This window comes from Nocardia sputorum, from assembly GCF_027924405.1.
GTDB lineage: Bacteria > Actinomycetota > Actinomycetes > Mycobacteriales > Mycobacteriaceae > Nocardia > Nocardia sputorum.
In genome coordinates, this window is record NZ_AP026978.1 from 1080197 (window position 1) to 1101034 (window position 20838).

Consider the following 20838-nt stretch of genomic DNA (forward strand, 5'->3'; position numbering starts at 1 on the left):
GGTTCGCCGCCGCAGCAGCGCGGATCGGCGTATCTTCCTGACGTGGACCGAGCAGCCGTCGAAACATGGGTGGCCGGATACGAGCGCGCCTGGCGGTCGGCGGGCACGGAACTACTCGCCGACCTGTTCGCCGCGGACGCGGGATACCTCGTCTCGCCATGGGCGCGGCCGCTGACCGGTCTGCACGCGCTCGCCGAATTCTGGGAAAGCGGCCGCGACGGGCCCGGCGAGCCCTTCACCATGCGGTCGAGCGTCGTCGCGGTGGACGGGGACACGGCGGTGGTCCGGGTGGAGGTGGACTACGCGCGGGATACTCCCGCACGGTGGCGTGACCTGTGGATCCTGCGCTTCGACGAGGGTGGCCGCTGTGTGTGGTTCGAAGAGTGGCCGTTCGCGCCCGGGCAGCCGGACGGGCACTGACCCGGCCTACCAGGGGTCGTTGGACGTCAGGGCGACGAGCAGGAGGCGGATGGCGGCAACCCGGCGTTCCTTGCCGGACAACTCGTCCAGCGCGCATTCGGGGTCGGCGGGCGGCCCCAGATGGGTGCAGCCTCGCGGGCAGTCCTCGATGGCATCGGCGAGATCGGTGAAAGCGGCGATGACGTCGTCCGGGGTGATGTGCGCCAGGCCGAACGACCGCACGCCCGGTGTGTCGATGACCCAGCCGCCGCCGGGCAGCGGGAGCGCGACCGACTGCGTGGAGGTGTGCTTGCCCTTGCCCACCCCGGACACCTCGCCGACGGCCCGCTCCGCCTCCGGCACAAGACGATTCACCAGCGTGGATTTGCCCACACCGGAGTGACCGATCAGCGCGGTGAGGTGGTCGGTGAGCAGATCCAGGACGGGCTCGAGCGGATCGTCGATGCCGCCGTAGACGATGGTGAGATCGAGATCGTCGAAAGACTCGGCGAATTCGGAATCTGCGGCCAGATCGTGTTTGGTCAGGCACAGCACCGGTTGCAGCCCACCGGCGTACGCGGCGACCATCGCCCGTTCCACGAAACCGGTGCGCGGCGGCGGGTCGGCGAGCGCGACCACGATGAACAGCCGCTCCGCGTTGCCGACCACGATTCGCTCGTACGGATCGGTGTCGTCGGCGGTGCGGCGCAACACCGTCCGGCGGTCGGCGACCCGGACGATGCGGGCGAGGGTGTCCGGCCGCCCGGACAGGTCGCCGACCACGTCCACCTGGTCGCCGACCACGATCGGGGTGCGGCCCAGCTCCCGGGCCCGCATCGCGACGATGCGGCGCTCCGGATCGCCGTCGAGCACGCATCCCCAGCGGCCGCGGTCGACGGAGACCACCATGGCCGGTTCGGCATCGCTGTGCTGCGGCCGGGTCTTGGTGCGGGGACGGGAGCTACGCCCCGGCCGAACCCGCACGTCGGATTCGTCGTAGCTGGCCGCGGTTCGTCGCCCCCGGCTCAGTGCGCCGCTCCTTCGTCGGATGGCGTGGGCTCGAGCATGCGCTCCCAGAGGGCGACGAAGTTCGGCAGGGTCTTCGCCGTGGTACCGATGTCCTCGATCTCGACGCCGGGCACACGCAGGCCGAGAATGGCTCCCGCCGTGGCCATTCGGTGGTCGGCGTAGGAATGCCACTTGCCGCCGTGCAGGTCGGCGGGCACGATCTCCAGTCCGTCCTCGGTCTCGGTGACCTTGCCGCCGAGGCGGTTGATCTCGGTGGAAAGCGCCGCCAGCCGGTCGGTCTCGTGACCGCGCAGATGGGAGATGCCGCGCAGCACGGACGGGGAGTCGGCCAGCGCGGCCAGCGCGGCGACAGTGGGCGTCAGCTCGCCCACGTCGTGCAGGTCGATATCGATGCCCGCGAGCCGGTCGGGCCCGTGCACGGTGAGCACGCCGTCGAAGATGCGCGCTTCCGCGCCCATGCGCACGAGGATCTCGCGGATCACGTCACCCGGCTGGGTGGTCAGGCGCGGCCAGTGCGGGATGCTGACCGTGCCGGCGGTGACCGCGGCCGCGGCCAGGAACGGGGTGGCGTTGGACAGGTCCGGCTCCACCTCCCAGTCCACCGCGCGGATCGGCCCGTGCTCCACGGTCCAGGTCTGTGCCTTGAAGCTGTCGGCGGGTGCGTGCACCCGTACGTCGGCGCGGCGCAACATCTCCACCGTCATCTCGATGTGCGGCATCGAGGGCAGCGCCTTGCCGTCGTGGTGCACCACCAGCCCTTCGTCGAAGTGCGCGGCCGACAGCAGCAGACCCGAGACGAACTGCGAGGACCCGGACGCGTCGATCGTCACGGTGCCGCCGCGCAGCGCGCCCTTGCCGCGCACCGTGAACGGCAGCGTGTCGCCGTCGATGTCGGCGCCGAGCGCGCGCAGCGCCTCCAGGATGGTGCGCAGCGGACGGATCCTGGCCTGTTCGTCACCGTCGAACGCGACCTCGCCCGCCGCCAGCGCGGCGACCGGCGGCAGGAAGCGCATCACTGTGCCGGCGAGCCCGCAGTCGACCGTGCCGCCGCCCAGCGGCGCCGGGGTGACGGTCAGCGTGTCCTTTGCGCCCTCGATGCCCGTGCCGAGCGCGCGCAGCGCGGCGATCATCAGATTCGTGTCCCGGCTGCGCAGCGCCCCGGTGATCGTGGAAGGGCCGTCGGCCAGAGCGGCCAGGATGAGCGCCCGGTTCGTGATCGATTTCGATCCGGGCAGGGTCACGGTCGCGTGTACGGGGACCTCGACATGGGGCGCTGGCCAGAAGTTCACTCCTCCATCATCACACGGTGTTGGTTTGCCAGCGCCTGCGGCGCTGGGTGTTCGCGGCCCTCTTGTGGCTCGCGTTTGCGCGGCCGCCGCTTGCTCCTTCGTCGCGGACGCGGCGGCCGCGCAAACGCGAGCCGGGCCGCGAACGGGTGATGCTCGGTCTCGCTTCGCTCGGAAGACGTGGTTGCGGTGCGCTGGGCGCGTCAGGGACGAATGCTGCGGCTCGCGGCACGCCGTTTCGGGAGGCGCCTCTGCTGTGGCCGTCGCTTGCTCTCGTCGCGTACGCGGCGGGCAATCGGTTGCGAGCGAGGCCGCGAACCGCGCATGCTCGGTCTCGCTCGCTCGGACCGGGGTTCGGCCGAAGTAGTTGCGTGGGGGAAGCTTCGCCGAATCGGGGATGCGGCACGTGGCTGTGCCGATCGAATGCCCCGGTTGCGGAGGTATCCGCCGCGCGGACGATGCCCGGCGGACTTCGTCCGGTGTCACAGCGCGTCGCTGTCGCCATTCGCGGCGCGTTCGCGTGGCGGATTGCCGCTGGTGCCACCTATGGCCCTGGGCCGGGTGCTCGACGACGTCGAGCACCCGCCCGTGGGTTTCCTACTTGTGCCGGCCGTGCAGGAACGGAACGAGCTTGCGCAGCAGCTTCATCGTGGAGTCGGTGCGGCTGTAGCTCAGCAGCGCCATGCCCGGAACGGTGAAGCGCTGCACCGCGATCGAGTGCGGGCGGGCGAACTCGCGCAGACCCGGTTCGCCGTGGATGCGGCCGATGCCGGAATCGCCGACGCCGCCGAAGGGCAGGCCGGGGATGGCGGCGAAGGCGAGCACGGAGTTCACCGAGGTGGCGCCGACGCGCAGCCTGCGCGCGATGTCCAGGCCGTTCTTCTTCGAATAGACCGCCGAGGACAGGCCGTACTTGGAGTTGTTGGCCAGTTGCACCGCCTCGTCGACGCCGTCGACGGTGCGGATGGTGATGGTCGGGCCGAAGGTCTCCTCGGCCACCGCCTCGGAGTTCTCGTCCACGTCCACCAGCACGACGGGCTCGATGAACGGCGCCTTGACCGACTCGGGACCGCCGAGCACCGCGGTGCCGCCGTTCTTCAGCGCGTCCTCGATGTGGCGGCGCACGATGTCGATCTGACTCGGCATGGTCATCGGGCCGTAGGACGCCTTGTCGCCGGAACCGGGCTTGACGTCGGCGAGGATGCGCTTGACCTCCGCGACGAACTCCTCGCGCACCGAGCGGTCCACGTAGACCCGCTCGACACCGGCGCAGGTCTGGCCGCTGTTGGCGGTGGCCCCCCAGGCGACCGCGTCCGCCGCGGCCTTGATGTCGGCGTCGGCGGCGACGATCACCGCGTCCTTGCCGCCACACTCCAGCAGCACGGGGGTGAGCCGCTCCGCGGCGGCCGCCATGATCCGCTTGCCGGTGGCGGTGGAGCCGGTGAACGCGATCTTGTCGACCTCGGAGCGGACCAGCGCCGCGCCCGTCGCGCCGTAGCCGTTGATCGTGATGAAGACGCCTTCGGGCAGTTCGGGATTGGCCGCGGCGAACGCCTCGGCGAGGAAATTGCCGATGCCGGTGGAGTATTCGCTCGGCTTGAACACGACGGTGTTGCCCGCGGCCAGCGCGTAGGCGATGGAACCGTTCGGCGTGTAGACCGGGTAGTTCCACGGGCCGATCACGCCGACCACGCCGAGCGGGCGCTGCTCGAGCCGTGCGCTGAAGTTGGACATCAGCGCGCCCGGGGACACCCGCTTGGGGCCGAGCACCTTCTTGGCGTTCTTGGCCGCCCAGGCGATGTGCTCGAGCGCGAGCATCAGCTCCAGGAAGGCGTCGTCGAGCGGTTTGCCGTTCTCGGCGTGGATCAACGCGCAGAACTTCTCCGAGTCCTGCACCAGCTTGCTCGACCAGCGCAGCAGATGGGTGCGCCGCTGGTCGAAACTCAGCGCGCCCCAGGTGGCGGCCGCTGCGCGGGCCTTGGCGACGGCGGCGGCAACCGCGTCGTCGTCGGCGATGACGTGCGTGCCGATCACCTCTCCTGTCGCCGGATTGACCGACGTCAGTGCCGTGTCGTGATCGGCCGGTTTGGTGTCGGTGGATGTCACAGTGGGTCTCCTCTTGCCGTCTGCGGTGGACGGTCGATGCGCATGTCCGAGTGGACGGGCAGCCCGTCCTTCCGATGAGAGAATGCTATGCCACAACTCTCAACAGGTCACCAGCTATGCACTAATTGTCTCCGACGCTGTCGGTGGCAAGTGGGACTATCGGGATATGTGCGGACGATATGCGACCACGACCAACCCCGGCAGGCTCGCGGTCGAGTTGGATGCGATCGACGAGACCGGCCCCGCCGACCAGAGTTCTTTCACCAACTACAACGTCGCGCCGACCACGCAGGTGCTCACCGTGGTGGAGCGGCACGACCAGGGCCGTGCGGACGACGACCCGAAGCGGCGCATCCGGCGCATGCGCTGGGGGCTGATCCCGGTGTGGACCAAGGCCGCCGAGCCCGGTGTGCCGGTCAAGGGCAAGCCGCTGTTCAACGCCCGCGCCGACAAGGCGGCCACCACGCCCTCCTTCCGCGACGCGGTGAAGTACCGGCGCTGCCTGGTGCCGATGGACGGCTGGTACGAGTGGCTCGTGGAGCCGAACGGCGAGAAGGGCCCGAAAGGAAAGGTCGCCAAGCATCCGTACTACATGGCGAACGCGGACGGTTCCCGTCTCTACATGGCCGGTCTGTGGTCGGTCTGGCGTGACCGGTCGCAGCCGGAGAGCGAGCCGCTGCTGTCGTGCACCATCCTGACCACCGACGCGGTCGGCGACCTCACCCGGATCCACGACCGGATGCCGCTGCCGATGCCGCAGGAGCACTGGGACGCGTGGCTGGACCCGGATCACCCGGCCCCGGCGAGTCTGCTGGCGACGCCCTCCGAGGACGTGGTCGCCGGAATCGTGCCCCGCGCGGTGCCCACCCTGGTCAACAGCGTGCGCAACAACGGCCCGGAACTGCTCGCGCGAGTGGAGGATCGGAAGGAAGCCGAGCAGATCAGCCTGCTCTGATCGCTCGCTGCCACACCGTCCTTTCCGGCACCGTTCCGAGCGCCCAGCCCGGAGTCACAGCGCGGTCGAGCGCCACCCACGATATGGCTAGCTGCACCACGAGCCAGGCGTCCGGGCCCAACAGTGGACACGCGTCGAGGTGATCGCGACCGTCGTTCGCCACTACTCCCGGCTTCCGATCAACCCGCCTTCACCGGTGTCGGGCGCTGCGGCGTGGCAGACCCATCCGCGATTGGTCGAGAGGACGACCGATGCCACCGTCCAGCGAGCAACATCAGCCACCTGGTATCCCGGCAGAGTGCGAGAGCACGTCGCCGATCGACTGGCTGCCGTACCCCCGCGTAGACGTAACTTCCACTCGTCCTCCGGCAGTACTCCGCGAACTGAGGTGCCGGTGTCGCCGCTGCACGCGACCACACCAGCCCGACTGCCGGTTCCGAGCGAAGCGAGACCGAGCATGCGCCGTTCGCGGCCCGGCTCGTGTCCGAGTGGCCGCCGCGTCCGCGACGAAGTCGCCAGCGGTGGCCACTCGGACACGAGCCATAAGGGGCCGCGAACACGCAGCGCCGCAGTCGCTGCAAAAAAATTACAGCGAGCACTTCACGCTGGGTGAGGCGATATTGAGCCCGCACTTGATGATTCCGGCCACCAGGTCGATCAGCTTGGTGGTGACATTCCCGCTGAGTTTCTCGGCCTTCCCGGCCTTGTCGTCGCTCTTCGAGCCCTGACCGTCGAAGTCGAAGACGGAATCGCTGACGTGCACGACCGGTGCGTTGTCCGGCGCTGCGGCGGCCTCCGGCGCGAGCAGCGTTACCGAACCGAGGGCCAGGACGAGAGCTCCGGACAACGCGACGATCACGGTGCGCACCCGCTGGTGGGTAGACATTCGCATCACATCCTCTCGAGTCGGGTCGATCTGGCCAGTTCAGTAACGCACAGATCGCGCCGATCGTGGCCGAATTACGCCGATGTCACGGGCGCGGTCACCGCGGCGGTCAGCCGGATCAGGTCGGCGGGCGCCAGCTCGATCTCCAGTCCGCGCCGTCCCGCGCTGCACAGCATCCGGTCCCAGGCCAGCGCCGAGTCGTCGATCACGGTGGGCAGCAGCTTGCGCTGGCCGAGCGGGGAGATGCCGCCGAGCACGTATCCGGTGGTCTTCTCCGCCCGCGTCTTGTCCGCCATGCTCGCCTTCGACGCGCCGAGCGCGGCCGCCGCGGCTTTGAGCGACAACGTGTTCGGCACCGGGAGCACGGCCACCGCGAGCGAACCGGTGGACAGTTCGATGACCAACGTCTTGAAGATCTGCGCGGCGGCGACTCCGAGTTCGGCGCCCAGCGCGTCGACCGCCTCGGTGCCGTAGGAGTCGGCGCGCGGATCGTGCTTGTAGGCGTGCACGCGATGGGCCACCTTCGCCTGGGTCAACGCGCGGATCGCCGGGGTCGAGCCTGCTGCCATGGCCAAACCCTAACGGCGGCCGCAACGTGTTTTCCCGCGGTCCGCCGCGAGCCCGTGATCGGCGGGAACACCGGACGGGTCGCGCATGTTGTAGCCGGTACACCGCGCTCGGAAGGAATTCCACGGCGTGAGCAGGCCCTATGGAGATGTGAAGGAGATGCCTGTGCCCGTGCTGCTAGACGACCGTCCGGTGGGGACCGAGGTGTCCCCGGCGGACGGCGGATTCTCCTTCGATGTGCCGATGCCGGTAGATTTGGCAGGTACGGCGATCGAAGGGACAGGTGTGACGAGCGACGATGACGTGGCGGCCGACGATGTCGCCGCCGTCGACGATGCCGAGCTGGCGCAGCGGTTCGAACGGGACGCGCTCCCGCTGCTCGACCAGCTCTACGGCGCCGCGCTGCGCATGACCAGGAACCCGGCAGATGCCGAGGACCTGGTCCAGGAGACCTACGTCAAGGCCTATCAGGGCTTCAAGTCGTTCCGGGAGGGCACCAACCTGCGTGCCTGGCTGTACCGGATCCTGACGAATACCTACATCAACTCCTACCGCAAGAAGCAGCGCCAGCCCGCGCAGTATCCGACGGACGAGATCACCGACTGGCAGCTGGCCGCGACCGCCGAGCACACCTCGCAGGGACTGCGCTCGGCCGAGGTGGAGGCGCTGGACGCGTTACCGGACGACGACATCAAAGCCGCGCTGCAGGAACTGCCCGAGGAGTTCCGCATGGCGGTGTACTACGCCGATGTCGAGGGTTTCCCGTACAAGGAGATCGCCGACATCATGGGCACTCCCATCGGTACGGTGATGTCCCGGCTGCACCGCGGCCGGAAACAACTGAAGGGTTTGCTCGCCGATGTCGCGCGCGAGCGTGGATTCAACCGTTCGGGGGAACGCCAGGAGGTCAAGCAGTGAGTACCGAGCGGGACCCCGATATGGAACTCGATTGCACGGCGGTGCTCGCCGACGTGTGGTTGATGCTGGACGGGGAATGCGACGACGCGACCCGGGCGCGGTTGCAGCACCACATGGAGCACTGCAGTCCTTGTATCGAGGCCTACGGCATCGAGGAGAAGATCAAGAGCCTGCTCAGCCGCAAATGCGGCGGCGATCGCGCGCCCGCCTCGCTGCGTGAGCGGCTGACCATCGAGCTCCGCCGGACGGTCACCACGAAAGAGACTTCGGTCGAGACCTCCGAGTAGCCGTGCGAAACGCGAGCGGCACGCCTTCCTTACGGAAGTGCGTGCCGCTTCGTGCTTGCGGGCCGAGCGTCAGCTCAGGCGTTGGGCCGCTTGCCGTGGTTGGCTGCGTTCCCCTTGCGGCTACGCTTCTTACGTCCGCGCTTACCCATGAGTAGTCTCCCTTCTGATTGAAGGCCATTCTTTCACGTGTGGTTGGCTGTACCGTCAGCGGATACAGGCCAACGAGCGAATGGGGTGTCATGGCTGAGGAAGTGCTCGCCGAACTGGTATCGGTCGTCTACCAGGTGGTGGTCAAGGAAGGCGACGAAGTTCAGGAAGGCGACACTCTGGTGATCCTCGAGTCCATGAAGATGGAGATTCCGGTGGTCGCGGAGTCCAGCGGCACCGTGACGTCGGTCGGTGTGCAGGAAGGCGACGCGATCAAGGCGGGCCACCTGATCGCGGTCATCTCCTGATCGATTGCGGCGGTAGATCTGCATGGCGACACTGAGCGAGCTGCTGGCCGAGCACACCGACCTACCCGGCGTCGCCGTGGATCATCTGCAGCGGGTGGTGGGCGATTGGCAGCTGCTGGCCGATCTGTCCTTCGCCGATCTGCTGCTGTGGGTCGGTGCGGGACCGGTGACGGAGGGCGCGGACATCGTGTGTGTCGCGCAGTGCCGTCCCACCACCGCGCCCACCGTGCACCAGGAGGACCTGGTCGGCACGACCGCCCGGAAGGCCGACCATCCGCAGGTGTTCGAGGCGCTGACCAGTGGCGATATCGTGCGATCCGACAGTGAGGTCGAGGCGTCCGGCGTCTACCACCCGCATCCGGTGCACGCGGTCCGCGAGGCCATCCCGGTGCGCTGCGGCGACGACGTGATCGCGGTGCTGAGCCGGGACACCGATCTGCAACGCTCCCGGGTGCGCAGTCAGCTGGAGAGCGCGTACGTGGCGTGCGCGGACGATCTGTGCCAGATGATCGCCGACGGCACCTTCCCCACCACCGAGGATCGCGCGGCGACCCATTCCAGCCCGCGCGCGGGGGATGGATTCATCCGGCTCGACACCGACGGCATCGTCGTCTACGCCAGCCCCAACGCGCTGTCGGCCTACCATCGGATGGGCTTGCAGTCCGACCTGGCCGGGCAGGATCTGGCGGTCACCACCCGCTCGCTGATCACCGATCCGTTCGACGCCCAGGAAGTGGTCGGCGACATCCAGGCCGCGCTGGCCGGCCGGACCGGTCGGCGGATGGAGGTGGAGGCGCGCGGAGCCACCGTGCTGCTGCGCACCCTCGTGCTGCGCCCGCATGGGGAATTGGCGGGCGCCGCCGTGCTCGTCCGCGACGTCACCGAGGTCAAGCGACGTGATCGCGCGCTGCTGAGCAAAGACGCCACCATCCGGGAGATCCATCACCGGGTCAAGAACAACCTGCAGACCGTCGCCGCGCTGCTGCGCCTGCAAGCCCGCCGCACCGAGAACGAGGAAGCGCAGGTCGCGCTCACCGAATCGGTGCGCCGGGTCACCTCCATCGCGTCGGTGCACGAGATGCTGTCCATGTCGGTGGACGAAGAGGTAGATCTCGACGAGGTCGTCGACCGGCTGCTGCCGATCATGGCCGACGTGGCCACGGTGCACACCGCGCGCATCAAGGTGCGCCGCGCCGGTTCGCTCGGCGTCTTCTCCGCCGAACGCGCCACCCCGTTGGTGATGGTGCTCACCGAACTGGTGCAGAACGCCATCGAGCACGCCTTCGATTCCGGCGAAAACGGCACGGTGACAATCCGTTCCGAGCGTTCGGCCCGCTGGCTGGACGTGATCATCAGCGACGACGGTCGCGGTCTGCCGCCCGGGTTCAGCCTGGAATCCTCCGACCGGCTCGGCCTGCAGATCGTCCGCACGCTGGTCACCGCCGAACTCGGCGGTTCCATCGGTCTGCATCCCGGCGCCGACATCGGCACCGACGCCGTGCTGCGCGTGCCGCTGGGCCGTCGTTCCGGCCGCTGAGTTCGAGCCGACGGAGTCCTCCCGATCGGCTCGGCCGGCCTCGGCAGGGCGCGGTCCTCGGCCGATGGTCGGATCCGTGGCTGATCCCGGTGGATCGATGTGTTGCTCGGAGGTCGCGGGTGGCCGCTGCTCACGTGCCGTTTGCGGCTTGCGGCGTAGTGAGTGCTCGAATGTCCGTATCGAGCGGAATGCGAGGGTGCCGAGCGGATTGCGACCATCCCAACCCGATTGAGAACCAACCACTTTCCCACAGGTCTCGATCTTCCGCGAGTCGAACCGCGGCCGCTGTCGCGCGTAATCCGCGCAGCGGATATTGCGGTCCGGCGCAACCGCATTGGTCGGCTTCCGGGTTTCACCGCGAAGCGAGACCGATCATTTCCACTTCACTGTCCGGTGTGCAAAAACAACACAGCCCGGCACCTATGGGTGCCGGGCTGAAATGCGTTACCGGGCCGGGCTGAATGGCCCGGTAAGGCTTCGTCGTCTGATCAGACGACGGTGCGGGTGCGGGTGCGCGCGTTGCGACGCTTGAGCGCCCGGCGCTCGTCCTCGCTCATACCACCCCACACGCCGGCGTCTTGTCCGGACTTCAGGGCCCAGGACAGGCAGTCAGCGGTTACGGGGCAGCGAGCGCAGACCAGCTTGGCATCGGCAATCTGCGCGAGCGCCGGACCACTGTTACCCACCGGGAAAAACAGCTCGGGGTCCTCATCGCGACAGATGGCCTTGTGGCGCCAGTCCATTCCTCTGCTCCTTTGCTGGGCGCCGCGCAGGGCGCCTACGGTTTGTGGTTCGTTCACTTGTGCGACTCGAATGTTTCCGCACGGTTGCTTGTGAATGCTTTCACGAACACCGTAGATGTCAATAGGCACGCGGTGCACCGTGGGGAAGCTCACGCTCTGAAGGCCCCCGTGATGGGAAGCCTGCCCGGTCCTTTGTACTCGCTCCACCGGGATTTCGCAGCACTACCCGCCATGTTTTTCCCGGTGTTTCGCCCTCAGTGCGGCCGCGGAGCGACCACGGCGAGCACGTCGGGCACGGCAGTGAAATCCACCACGTTGCGCTTCCCGATGAAGTCGCCATCGATTTGCAGGCCGATGGGTTCTTTGGACTCGATTCGTACGGCGGGAACGTCGTCTTCGCGAAATAAATTGCGGGACTTGGGGTTTCCGTCGGCGGCCAGGAGCTGGCGCGCGAGCAGGAGGGTCGGCGCCACGCTCATGGAGCGCACCGCGAACACGCCGAGACCCGTTTCGAACCGGGTGCCGGGGTTGGTGTGCACCGGCGTGGCGTTCAGATAGGTCCACGGTGTGGTGTTGGTAACGAAGGCGTAATGCACGCCGTCTACGGGGTCCCGGCCGGGAATTTCGACCTGAACGCTCGGTTCCTTACGTTTTGCCCGGAAGAATTGCCGAACAGTTGTTCGAACATATCGCGCCGGAGTGGCGCTGCGGCCGCGGGCGCGGCTGGCGTCGATCGCCTCGCAGACGTCGGCGTCCAGTCCGACGCCCGCGCTGAAGCAGAACCAGCGGTCGTCGGCCAGCCCGAGGCCGATCCGGCGATCGGCGTCCAGGGTGAGCAGGTCGATGAGCTGATTGGTGGCGGTCACCGGGTCGGGGGAGATGCCGAGCGCCCTGGCGAAGACATTCGCCGAACCGCCCGGGATCACACCGAGGCGCGGCAACCAGGCTTGACCGTCGTCGAGGACGGGCAGCGGCAGGAAGCCGTTGATGGTCTCGTTGACCGTCCCATCGCCGCCGTGCACCACGATCAGGTCCATCTCGTTGGTGGCTGCCCATTGGGCCAGTTCCGCCGCGTGCCCGCGGTGCTGGGTGTGCGCAACGGTCAGCTGGGTGCGGCTCTCCAGCGCGTGCGCCAGTAGGTCCCGAGTCGCCGGCGTCGTCGAGGTGGCATTCGGGTTCACGATCAGCAGCGTCCGCACGATGGCAGCCTAGTTGGCGGCCGGCCCGCCCCGGAAAAGCGGCGAGCGATGCGCTGGGTGCCGTTGCGGGCGCCCACGCCAGGACGATCGCGCGGACGGGCGGGCCGTAGGCTTGCCGCGTGAACGAGCGTCAGCAAGGCAAGCGAGGACACCGTGCGCCGCCGCGCACGACGGAGCCGACTGCGGGCGGGGCGCGATCGTGAGCGACAAGAGTGCGGCGGTGCCGACGACGGTGCGGGCGGCAGGCGCCCTGGTGACGCTCGAAGGCGTCGTCGCCGTGGGCGTCGCGGTCGTGCTGGTGGTGCGGGGGCTGCTCGGTCACGACCAGTCCGCGACGAGCGGATACGGCACCGCGGCCTGGTTCGGCATCCTCGGCGGCGCGGTACTGGCCGCGGGTGTCGGCCTGCTGCTGGGGAAACGCTGGGGTCGCGCCATCGCCGTCATCGCGCAGCTGCTGCTGCTCCCGGTCACCTGGTCGCTGCTCACCGACTCGCATCAGCCCGTTTACGGCACGGCGCTGGGGGTGGTCGCGGTCGCCGCGCTGGTGCTGCTGTTCGCGCCGCCGTCCACCCGCTGGATGGCCCAGGACTACGGGGTCGAGCCGGAATAGTCCGCCGTGCGCAGCGCCGCCCGGCAGAGCTGGTCGGCGTGCCGGGTGGTTTCCGGCAGCCGGTAGCGCGGGGTCAGCGCGAGCACCTGTGCGCAGGCGGTGTCGAGGTCGATGCGATGTCCGACGGACACGAACACCGGCTTGACGCCGGTTCTGGTGCGCAACGCCCGCCCGACCACCGCGGCATCGAGGGTGATGTCGGTGGCCGCGCCGCGTTCGGGACCGGGTTCGACGTAGTCGCCCCACACGGTCTTCGCCACGCCGATCGTCGGCACGCCGGTGAGCAGTCCGAGGTGGCAGGCCAGCCCGAAGCGGCGTGGGTGGGCGAGTCCTTGCCCGTCGCACACCAGCAGATCCGGTGCGGCATCCAGCTTTTCGAGCGCCGCGAGGGTGGCGGGGATTTCCCGGAAAGCGAGCAGACCGGGAACGTAGGGGAAGGCGGCGACGCCGTGCGCGACGGCGGAGGAGACCGGGCGCAGGGTGCCCGCTGCCAAGACCACTACCGCCGCGGCCACCGCGCCGGTGTGGTCATAGGCGGAGTCGAGCCCGGCCACCGTGCGGAACTGCGCGCCCGGCGGGGTGCGCTCGGAGACCAGTGGCCGCAATTCGTCTTGCATCGCCATCGCCGCTTCGGCAGTGGTGGGCCAGGACGCCGGATCGAGCGGCGGGAACCACGACATACGCGCTACCGCGCGCCGGCGGCCAGCTTGCCGAGCGCGTCGCCCGCCAGCCGGTAGCCCGCCCATTCGGTCTGGGCCACGGCGCCGATCGACTCGTAGAAGTCGATCGATGGCTTGTTCCAAGTCAGCACCGACCAGGAAACGCGGCTGTAGCCGTGGTCCACCGCCTCCTTCGCCAGGGCCGTGAGCAGTGCCTTGCCGTAGCCCTTGCCCCTGGTCTCCGGCTTGACGTAGAGGTCTTCCAGGTAGATGCCGTGCACGCCGTCCCAGGTGGAGAAGTTGAGGAACCAGACGGCGCAGCCGAGCAGTTCCGACTCGTCCGCGACCACGTGCGCGAACACCTTCGGCTCCGGTCCGAACAGCGCGGCGCGCAGCTGCTCGGCGGTGACCGTGCATTCGTGCCGCGCCTTCTCGTAGTCGGCCAAGTCGTGGACGAGGCCGACCAGTCCGGGCACGTCGGCGGGGACGGCGCGGCGCAGCACGGCGCCGCCTAGGTCGACGGCGGTGGTGGCGGTGGGGGCGGGTCGGGTCACAGTGACGCTCCGTTGGGTACCAGGTTGTGCGCGCGGATCGCGCGCGCGTCGTGTTCGTAGCCGAGCACGGTCAGCGCGCCGGTCGACATGGCGAATCGGCGGCCCTCCCGGATGTCGAATTCGGCCCAGCGGGCGATCAGCGCGCGGGAGAAGTGACCGTGCCCCACCAGCACGATATCCCGCTCCGGCAGCGCGGGCGCCACGGCGGCCAGCACCCGGTCGGCGCGCTCCCGCACCTGCTCCCCGGTTTCGCCGTCCGGGACCGGGCCGGTCCAGATGGTCCAGCCGGGCACCGACTCGCGGATCTGCGGGGTGGTCAGGCCCTCGTAGGCGCCGTAGTCCCACTCGGCGAGGTCGTCGTCCACCACGGCGCCGGCGAGCCCGGCGAGTTCCGCGGTGCGCAACGCGCGCAGCCGTGGGCTGGTGCGCACCAAAGGGTTTCGCAGTTCCAGTGTGGCGAGCAAGCGGCCTGCCGCCGCGGCCTGTTCTTCGCCGCGCTCGGTGAGCGGCAGATCGGTGCGGCCGGTGTGCCGCCGCTGCGTGGACCAGTCGGTCTCGCCGTGCCGGAGCAGCACGACACGGGCGTCATCGAGTGCGGACATGCCTCCATGATGGTCCACCGATGATCATGGGGCCGCGCCGGATCGGCCGCCCCCTCGTTCCGGAGGCGACCGTGTCGACATGCCGTGCCGACCGCCGTGGGCTAGGACTCGACCGGGTCCCCGAGCTCGAGCACCACCAGTGGCAGCGGCCGCGAGACCTTGGACTGGTAGTCCGCGAGCAACGGATTGTTCGTCGTCACCCAAGTCGCGAACTCGTCGTACTCGGCTCCCTCCAGCGCCCGCGCCGTGCCGCGATAGGTGGTGGACCCCAGCTCGATGGTGACGGCGGAATCGGCTTTCACGTTGTGATACCAGGCCGGGTACCGGTCCTCGATGAACGAGCTCACGTAAAGGGTTTCGCCGCGGCGCAACAGGCCGAGCGGGACCATGTGCCTCTTACCGCTCCTGGCGCCGGTGGTGGTGAGCAGAATCAGCTCACCGCCTTCGTACGCGCCGCCGACCTTGCCCGCGTTGTCGCGGAACTCCTGGATCACGCCGTCGTTCCAGTGTGCGATGTCGTCGTCGGAGAACTTCTGGTTCCAGGGCGCGTCCGGGTCGTCGTAGGACGTGATGGCGGCGGTGTTTCCGGTTGTGCCGGGCAGGGTTTCGCTCATCCCCGCAGTGTGCCCCACGGCACCGACAAGTTCGCCGGCCTTACCCGAAGGCGTGGAGTTCGCCGTCCCGGAGCTCGAGAACGGTCGTCCCGATCACGGTGAGCGCGATGGGGCTTCCGGCATAGCCGGGCCGCTCCACCGGGATGCGCCCTGTTTCGGCTCCCGTGGCGGGGTCGAGGACAGTGAGCGCGCCGGTGGTGGGCAGCAGCAGCTTGCCCGCCATGAGCGCGGGGGATCCGAGGGCGCCGCCCGCGGTCCACAGGGGGTCGAAAGTGCTGCCGTTCAAGGCGATCAGGCTGTTGCCGGTGAAGACCAGGTAGGCCGATCCGATGCGGGTGGTCGTCGCCGTCTGGCTCAACGGCGCCGAGAGTTGATGCACCACAATCGGATTGCCGTTGCCATCGTAGACGGCCAAGCGCGGCGGCAGCGGCTCGGCGCCCGTCGCGGCGCCGGGGAAGTAGAGCACGATCCGGCTGTCGGACACCGCGATCACCCTGGCTTCCGGGGAATCGGCTCCGGGGCCGCTCAGTACGTGCGAGCCGTACTCCTCCGGCACCGTGTTGTCCTTGGGGGCCGGGTTGAGCACGGTGAGCCGCTCGGCCGGGTCCGCGGGGCAGCGTTCCAGCACGGCGAGCCGGGACGGGCTGGAACCGGACGACAGCAACGTGCAGCCTCGGCGCGGCTGGGTCTTGACGTTCACCGGGGCGTCGACGAAGCCGTACTCCACGGTGCGCACCAGGTCCGAGCGCCACATCTCCAGCCGCTGCGGTCCCTGCGCGAGCAGGTAGGTGCCGTCCACCGACAGCCGCACGTCGCGATCCATGTAGCTGCTGCGCGCGGTGCGACGGGCGCCGCTGTCGCCGGCCAGCATCGTGGCCTGGCTGCAGCCGCGCTCGTCGCGGTAGACGGCGATCACCATGCCGTACTGGCTCTCGACCCCGCACAACGGGATGTCGCGCCGGTACTTCCACAGCTGGTCGCCGGTGCGTGGATCGCGGCCGGTGACCGTGTCGCCGTCGCCGGTCACCACGACGCCGCCGGACACGAGCGCCCGCGCGCTCGCGCCGTCCGACGCGTGCCACAGCTCGCGCAGCGAGGCGGGTAACTGATCGGCCGCCGCCGGGGTCGGCACCGTGGAGGACGCGGTCACCGACTCGGTGCCGTGCGCGTCCCCGCGCACCCACACCACGGCCCCGGCGATCACCACGAGAATCGCGATCGCGACTGCGGAAAGGATATCGGCGCGCGTCCGCCGCTCGGGTGCGAGCACGAGTGCGAGACTAGCCGATCCGGGCGGTCAGGCCGATGCGGCGGCCGCGGGCTCGGCCGCGCTCCCGGTGTCCTCGGTCACCACGTCGCCCTCGCCCGACCGACGGCGCCTGCGCCTGCGGCGAGCGGGCCGGTCGGCCGCGTCGGATTCCGCCGCGGCGCTGTCGTCGTCCGAGGACTCGGCGCTCGGCTCCGCCGTGGCGGGGGTGTCGGTGGCGTCGCCGGTGGTCCTGCGCCGCCTGCGCCTGCGGCGTGCGGGCTTGTCGGCCTCGGCTGCCTGCTCCGTGTCCGCGACCTCGTCGCCCGCCGGAGCGTCGGTGTCGTCGGCGTCGGTGACGTTCGGTGTGCCGTCGATCGGCTGACCGCCGCGGGTGCGCTTGCGGTTGCGCTTGCGCGGGGTACGGGCGGGGCGTTCGACCACGACCGCGTCGGCGTCGCGTTCCGGCTTCGGCTTGCGCACCACACCGGTCACACCCTCGGGAATGCCGAGATCGGAGTACAGGTGCGGCGAGCGCGAGTACGTCTCGACCGGTTCGGGGATGCCGAGCCCGAGCGCGTTGTCGATCGAAGCCCAGCGGTTGAGCTCGTCCCAGTCGATCAGGGTCACCGCGACGCCGGTGCGCCCGGCCCGGCCGGTGCGCCCGATGCGGTGCACGTAGGTCTTCTCGTCTTCCGGGCACTGGTAGTTGATGACGTGCGTGACGTCGTCGATGTCGATGCCGCGCGCGGCGACGTCGGTCGCGACCAGCACGTCGATGGCGCCTTTGCGGAACTTGGTCAGCGCTTTCTCGCGGGCGATCTGTCCGAGGTCGCCGTGCACCGCGCCGACGGCGAAGCCGCGCTCGGCCAGGTCGTCGGCCACCTTCTGTGCCGTGCGCTTGGTGCGCGTGAAGATCATCGTGGCGCCGCGGCTCTCGGCCTGCAGGATGCGCGCGATCAGCTCGCTCTTGTCCAGGGCGTGCGCGCGGTAGACGAACTGCGCGGTGCGATCGTGCACCGCCGAATCGTGCGGTTCCTCGGCCCGGATGTGCGTCGGGCGGGTCAGGAAGGTGCGCGCCAGGGTGATGATCGGCCCGGGCATGGTCGCCGAGAACAGCATGGTCTGGCGCTTGTCCGGGACCATGCCGAGGATGCGCTCGATGTCCGGCAGGAAGCCGAGGTCGAGCATCTCGTCGGCCTCGTCCAGCACCAGCACGCCGATCTTGCCCAGGATCAGGTGCTGCTGATCGGCCAGGTCCAGCAGGCGGCCGGGCGTGCCGACCACCACGTCGACACCGTCGCGCAGCGCCGCGATCTGCGCCTCGTAGGGGCGGCCGCCGTAGATGGACGCGACGCGCAGCGGTCCCTGGTGGTTGGTCAGGTACTTGCTCGCGTTCTCCAGGTCCTTGGTGACCTGGATGCACAGCTCGCGCGTCGGCACGATGACCAGCGCTCGCGGCGTGCCGTCCAGCGGCGTGGTGCCGGATTCCGCGGTGGCGATCCGGTGCAGCAGCGGCACGCCGAATCCGAAGGTTTTACCCATACCGGTGCGGGCCTGACCGATCAGATCTTCGCCGGCGAGCGCCAGCGGCAGGGTCAGTTCTTGAATGGCGAAAGTACGTTCGATTCCGATCTCGCCGAGTGCGCGGACGATTTCCGCGCGCACGCCCAATTCGGCGAATGTCGGGGCGGTATGCGTTGCGTCCAGTTCGGCCGTCAACAGGGTCTCCGCCAGACCTGGTTCCTGATCGACTGTGATCTTGCTCAGGGTTCGTGCCTTCCTCGTAATCACGTCCCGCGCGCACGAGGTGGGGCGGACCGGGCGGTCCACGACGACCACGACTCCGCAGGCGATACTTCACCCGGCCACGCTCCGGATGCCGGGCGCCTGCCGCGAAAAGCGGCGGCTACCTCGCAAGACATCGGCGCGGCGCACTGGTGACGCGGATTGGTGCGCGCACATTTTCTTGTCCAACGAAAACTTCGCACTCGAAAGCGGCCGAGCGTCGCAGCGGCGTCTCCGCGGTGTGCGTGAGCGCGACGTCCGGCGACTCTGTCGAGCGAAACTTTCCGTTGTCCGACGCGATTGTAGCGTGATATTGTGCCTCGCTCGAATTGCCACTGCGGCGCGGTATCGAAAATCCCTCGCACCGCACGTGTGCTTTCGCCGTGCCGGGCGCCCACGTACGCTGCGCCACATGGGAATTCATCCGGCGCGGCAAATCTGGGCGACGCTCGAACCGCTACACGATGTCGTCTATTTCGGAACCGGCGTCAAGGAGGCGGGCGTCGGGATCGGGCTGCGCGGCTACTGGCAGACCTACTTCGCTTTCCGCGCCGCCCCGCTGGGCGCGGTGACGCCCGCCGCCGTGCAGGCGATCTTCGCCGGATTCCATCCCGACATGGTCCGTCGCGCGCTGCCGGAGGCGTGGGATCGGGCGACGCCGCAACGCTGCCTCGCCGCGCGGCTCGACCTGGCCACCGGCCTGCTGCGCGGCGTGGGCGCGGGTGACGCCGTCTGCGCCCGCGCGGTCGAATTGCTGACACCGGTGCAGCGCGCGGCCGATCCCACGGGGCGGGCGCTGTTCGCCGCGAACGCGGCCCTGCCGCTGCCCACCGACCCGGTGGCCGCGCTGTGGCAGCTGACCACCTCGCTGCGCGAGCACCGCGGCGACGGCCATGTCGCGGCCTTGGTGACCCACGGTCTCGATGGACGTCAAGCGCTGGTCGTGCAGGTGGCCGCGGGCAAGGCGCCCGAATCCGTGATGCGGCCCGCGCGCGGGGTGTCGGAGCCGGAGTGGGCGGACGCTTTCGACGAGTTGCGCGCCCGTGGCTTGGTCGCCGGAGAACCGGTCACGCCCACCCTCACCGGCAGCGGCGCGGCGTTGCTGGCCGAGGTCGAAGCCGAGACCGACGAAGCGGCGTGGACCGGGGCGCTCGCGGTGCTGTCGGCCGACGCGATCACGGAGCTGACCACCTCGCTCGCGCCCCTGGTGCGCGCTGTGCAGGAGGCGGTGGTCCCGCCGCTCAACCCGGTCGGCATGGGACCGCGGTGACGCCGTCCGGGAGTTGCCTGTTACCCGCGGTACCGAATATGAGACTCTCTTCGCTGTGAGCCTTGCCGACACCGTCACCCTCGCCGCGCGCAACGCGTGGGCCTTGACCTTCGGCTCCGGCATCGAGGCGCCGGACCCGACTCCCGCGACGATCCTCTGGGACCAGCCGCACCGGCAGCTGCGGCGATTCGAGCGAGCCGACGGAACTGTGCCGGAAGGGGATTCCGCCGTCCTGCTGGTCCCGCCGCTCGCCGCGCCCGCCACCTGTTTCGATCTGCGGCCCGAGCAGAGCTTGGCGCGCTTTCTGCTGGAGATCGGCCGCAGCCCGTACGTCGTCGACTACGGCGCGATCACCTTCGCCGACCGGCGTATGGGCTTCGAGGACTGGATCGACGACATCCTGCCCGAGGCGGTGCTGCAAACCAGCGCCGACCGCGACGGACGCGGGGTCGATCTGGTGGGCTGGTCCCTCGGTGGCACGCTGGCGTTGCTGACCGCCGCGGCGCACCCCGAGCTGCCCATCCGTTCGATCACGGCCGTCGGCTCGCCGCTGGACTACGACCGCATGACCGGCGTGCCGCAGTTGCGCGCCGTCGCGCGCCTCACCGGTGGCCGGGCCACCTCGACCGTCATCCGCGCTGCCGGTGGCGTTCCTGCGACACTGACTCGAATCGGCTACAAGGTCACCGCATGGGACCGCGAGCTCACTCGCCCGTGGTTCGTCGCGAGCAATATCGCGCGCACCGAGGCGCTGGCGAAAATGGAGACGATCGACCGGTTCATGGCCGAGATGCCCGGGTATCCGGGGCGCTTCTACGGACAGCTGTGGGGCAGGTTCATCCTGCACAACGACATCGGGCGCGGTGTCGTCGTCCTCGGCGGACGCCGGATCGAGCTGGCGCGGGTGACCGCGCCGGTGCTGCTGGTCGGCGGGCCCTCCGATGTGATCACCCCGGCTCCCGCCGTCGAGGCGGGCGCTCGCGTGCTCACCGGAGCGGCGATGGTCCGCTACGAGACCGCCCCCGGCAGCCACCTCGGCATTCTGGCCGCACCGACCGCACGGGACACGACATGGAGTTACCTGGAGAAGTTCCTGGCCGAGACCGCGTGAGCCGCGGCGAGTATTAC

The 20838-nt window shown here is 69.3% G+C and carries 23 protein-coding genes; 9 read left to right on the forward strand and 14 right to left on the reverse strand.

From position 1 onward, the window contains the following. Positions 1 to 42: 42 nt before the first annotated feature. Complete coding sequence (locus QMG86_RS04785) at positions 43 to 420, forward strand: YybH family protein (RefSeq protein WP_281877903.1); 378 nt, start codon at positions 43 to 45, stop codon at positions 418 to 420. Between the two features lie 6 nt (positions 421 to 426). Here the strand turns inward: QMG86_RS04785 and rsgA are convergent, their stop codons facing one another. The 3 genes from rsgA to QMG86_RS04800 form a co-directional block, all read right to left on the reverse strand. After that, on the reverse strand, positions 427 to 1428 hold the full coding sequence (gene rsgA, locus QMG86_RS04790; protein ID WP_281880780.1) for a ribosome small subunit-dependent GTPase A: 1002 nt from the start codon (positions 1426 to 1428) through the stop codon (positions 427 to 429). Then, positions 1425 to 2717 (reverse strand): 3-phosphoshikimate 1-carboxyvinyltransferase, encoded by a 1293-nt coding sequence (gene aroA / locus QMG86_RS04795; RefSeq protein ID WP_281877905.1) that lies wholly within the window; start codon positions 2715 to 2717, stop codon positions 1425 to 1427. The genes rsgA and aroA overlap by 4 nt, the downstream gene beginning before the upstream one ends. A gap of 594 nt (positions 2718 to 3311) precedes the next feature. Further along, entirely contained in the window at positions 3312 to 4820 is a 1509-nt protein-coding gene (locus QMG86_RS04800; RefSeq protein ID WP_281877906.1) for an aldehyde dehydrogenase family protein, read from the reverse strand. 166 nt (positions 4821 to 4986) lie between these two features. Between QMG86_RS04800 and QMG86_RS04805 the strand changes: the two genes are divergently transcribed. Continuing rightward, positions 4987 to 5775 carry an SOS response-associated peptidase gene (locus tag QMG86_RS04805; protein WP_281877907.1) on the forward strand — a complete coding sequence of 263 codons (789 nt, stop codon included), beginning with the start codon at positions 4987 to 4989 and terminating at the stop codon, positions 5773 to 5775. 586 nt (positions 5776 to 6361) lie between these two features. On the opposite strand, the gene QMG86_RS04810 is transcribed toward QMG86_RS04805, so the two are convergent. Beyond that, positions 6362 to 6661, reverse strand: a complete 300-nt coding sequence (locus QMG86_RS04810; protein WP_281877908.1) for a hypothetical protein — start codon at positions 6659 to 6661, stop codon at positions 6362 to 6364. A gap of 74 nt (positions 6662 to 6735) precedes the next feature. Further along, positions 6736 to 7230 (reverse strand): Cys-tRNA(Pro) deacylase, encoded by a 495-nt coding sequence (gene ybaK, locus QMG86_RS04815; protein WP_281877909.1) that lies wholly within the window; start codon positions 7228 to 7230, stop codon positions 6736 to 6738. A gap of 241 nt (positions 7231 to 7471) precedes the next feature. Here ybaK and QMG86_RS04820 point away from each other — a divergent pair, with 241 nt between their 5' ends. Both QMG86_RS04820 and rsrA read left to right on the forward strand, forming a co-directional pair. Next, a complete protein-coding gene (locus QMG86_RS04820; protein WP_083880799.1) occupies positions 7472 to 8146 on the forward strand; it encodes a sigma-70 family RNA polymerase sigma factor in 675 nt (224 codons plus the stop codon). Between the two features lie 20 nt (positions 8147 to 8166). Continuing rightward, positions 8167 to 8433, forward strand: coding sequence for a mycothiol system anti-sigma-R factor (rsrA, locus tag QMG86_RS04825; RefSeq protein WP_281880782.1), 267 nt, complete (start codon positions 8167 to 8169; stop codon positions 8431 to 8433). Between the two features lie 74 nt (positions 8434 to 8507). Here rsrA and QMG86_RS33685 read toward each other — a convergent pair whose 3' ends face one another. Beyond that, positions 8508 to 8582: a 50S ribosomal protein bL37 gene (locus QMG86_RS33685; RefSeq protein ID WP_022597109.1), complete on the reverse strand. Its 75-nt coding sequence runs from the start codon at positions 8580 to 8582 to the stop codon at positions 8508 to 8510. A 90-nt stretch (positions 8583 to 8672) separates the two neighbouring features. Here QMG86_RS33685 and QMG86_RS04830 point away from each other — a divergent pair, with 90 nt between their 5' ends. Together QMG86_RS04830 and QMG86_RS04835 are read left to right on the forward strand one after the other, a co-directional pair. Next, the gene (locus tag QMG86_RS04830) at positions 8673 to 8888 is read left to right on the forward strand and encodes a biotin/lipoyl-binding carrier protein (protein ID WP_063022129.1); all 216 of its coding nucleotides are present in this window, start codon (positions 8673 to 8675) and stop codon (positions 8886 to 8888) included. Positions 8889 to 8910: 22 nt separating this feature from the next. After that, the gene (locus QMG86_RS04835; protein WP_281877910.1) at positions 8911 to 10425 is read left to right on the forward strand and encodes a sensor histidine kinase; all 1515 of its coding nucleotides are present in this window, start codon (positions 8911 to 8913) and stop codon (positions 10423 to 10425) included. A gap of 488 nt (positions 10426 to 10913) precedes the next feature. On the opposite strand, the gene QMG86_RS04840 is transcribed toward QMG86_RS04835, so the two are convergent. Together QMG86_RS04840 and QMG86_RS04845 are read right to left on the reverse strand one after the other, a co-directional pair. Then, on the reverse strand, positions 10914 to 11168 hold the full coding sequence (locus tag QMG86_RS04840) for a WhiB family transcriptional regulator (protein ID WP_011211115.1): 255 nt from the start codon (positions 11166 to 11168) through the stop codon (positions 10914 to 10916). 254 nt (positions 11169 to 11422) lie between these two features. Then, positions 11423 to 12367 (reverse strand): diacylglycerol/lipid kinase family protein, encoded by a 945-nt coding sequence (locus QMG86_RS04845; RefSeq protein ID WP_281877911.1) that lies wholly within the window; start codon positions 12365 to 12367, stop codon positions 11423 to 11425. 199 nt (positions 12368 to 12566) lie between these two features. On the opposite strand from QMG86_RS04845, the gene QMG86_RS04850 reads away from it, so the two are divergent. Beyond that, entirely contained in the window at positions 12567 to 12977 is a 411-nt protein-coding gene (locus tag QMG86_RS04850; protein WP_281877912.1) for a hypothetical protein, read from the forward strand. On the opposite strand, the gene QMG86_RS04855 is transcribed toward QMG86_RS04850, so the two are convergent. The 6 genes from QMG86_RS04855 to QMG86_RS04880 form a co-directional block, all read right to left on the reverse strand. Next, the gene (locus tag QMG86_RS04855; RefSeq protein ID WP_281877913.1) at positions 12956 to 13657 is read right to left on the reverse strand and encodes an endonuclease V; all 702 of its coding nucleotides are present in this window, start codon (positions 13655 to 13657) and stop codon (positions 12956 to 12958) included. The genes QMG86_RS04850 and QMG86_RS04855 overlap by 22 nt on opposite strands. 5 nt (positions 13658 to 13662) lie before the next feature. Then, positions 13663 to 14139 (reverse strand): GNAT family N-acetyltransferase, encoded by a 477-nt coding sequence (locus QMG86_RS04860; protein WP_281880784.1) that lies wholly within the window; start codon positions 14137 to 14139, stop codon positions 13663 to 13665. Positions 14140 to 14186: 47 nt separating this feature from the next. Further along, entirely contained in the window at positions 14187 to 14792 is a 606-nt protein-coding gene (locus QMG86_RS04865; protein WP_281877914.1) for an acid phosphatase, read from the reverse strand. Between the two features lie 101 nt (positions 14793 to 14893). Then, the gene (locus QMG86_RS04870) at positions 14894 to 15406 is read right to left on the reverse strand and encodes a nitroreductase/quinone reductase family protein (protein ID WP_281877915.1); all 513 of its coding nucleotides are present in this window, start codon (positions 15404 to 15406) and stop codon (positions 14894 to 14896) included. A gap of 40 nt (positions 15407 to 15446) precedes the next feature. Next, positions 15447 to 16676, reverse strand: coding sequence for an Rv3212 family protein (locus QMG86_RS04875; protein ID WP_281877916.1), 1230 nt, complete (start codon positions 16674 to 16676; stop codon positions 15447 to 15449). A gap of 27 nt (positions 16677 to 16703) precedes the next feature. After that, positions 16704 to 18443, reverse strand: coding sequence for a DEAD/DEAH box helicase (locus QMG86_RS04880; RefSeq protein ID WP_434086192.1), 1740 nt, complete (start codon positions 18441 to 18443; stop codon positions 16704 to 16706). A gap of 409 nt (positions 18444 to 18852) precedes the next feature. On the opposite strand from QMG86_RS04880, the gene QMG86_RS04885 reads away from it, so the two are divergent. Further along, positions 18853 to 19710, forward strand: a complete 858-nt coding sequence (locus tag QMG86_RS04885; RefSeq protein WP_281877918.1) for an SCO6745 family protein — start codon at positions 18853 to 18855, stop codon at positions 19708 to 19710. Between the two features lie 55 nt (positions 19711 to 19765). Continuing rightward, the gene (locus QMG86_RS04890) at positions 19766 to 20821 is read left to right on the forward strand and encodes an alpha/beta hydrolase (RefSeq protein WP_281877919.1); all 1056 of its coding nucleotides are present in this window, start codon (positions 19766 to 19768) and stop codon (positions 20819 to 20821) included. Positions 20822 to 20838: the final 17 nt, after the last annotated feature.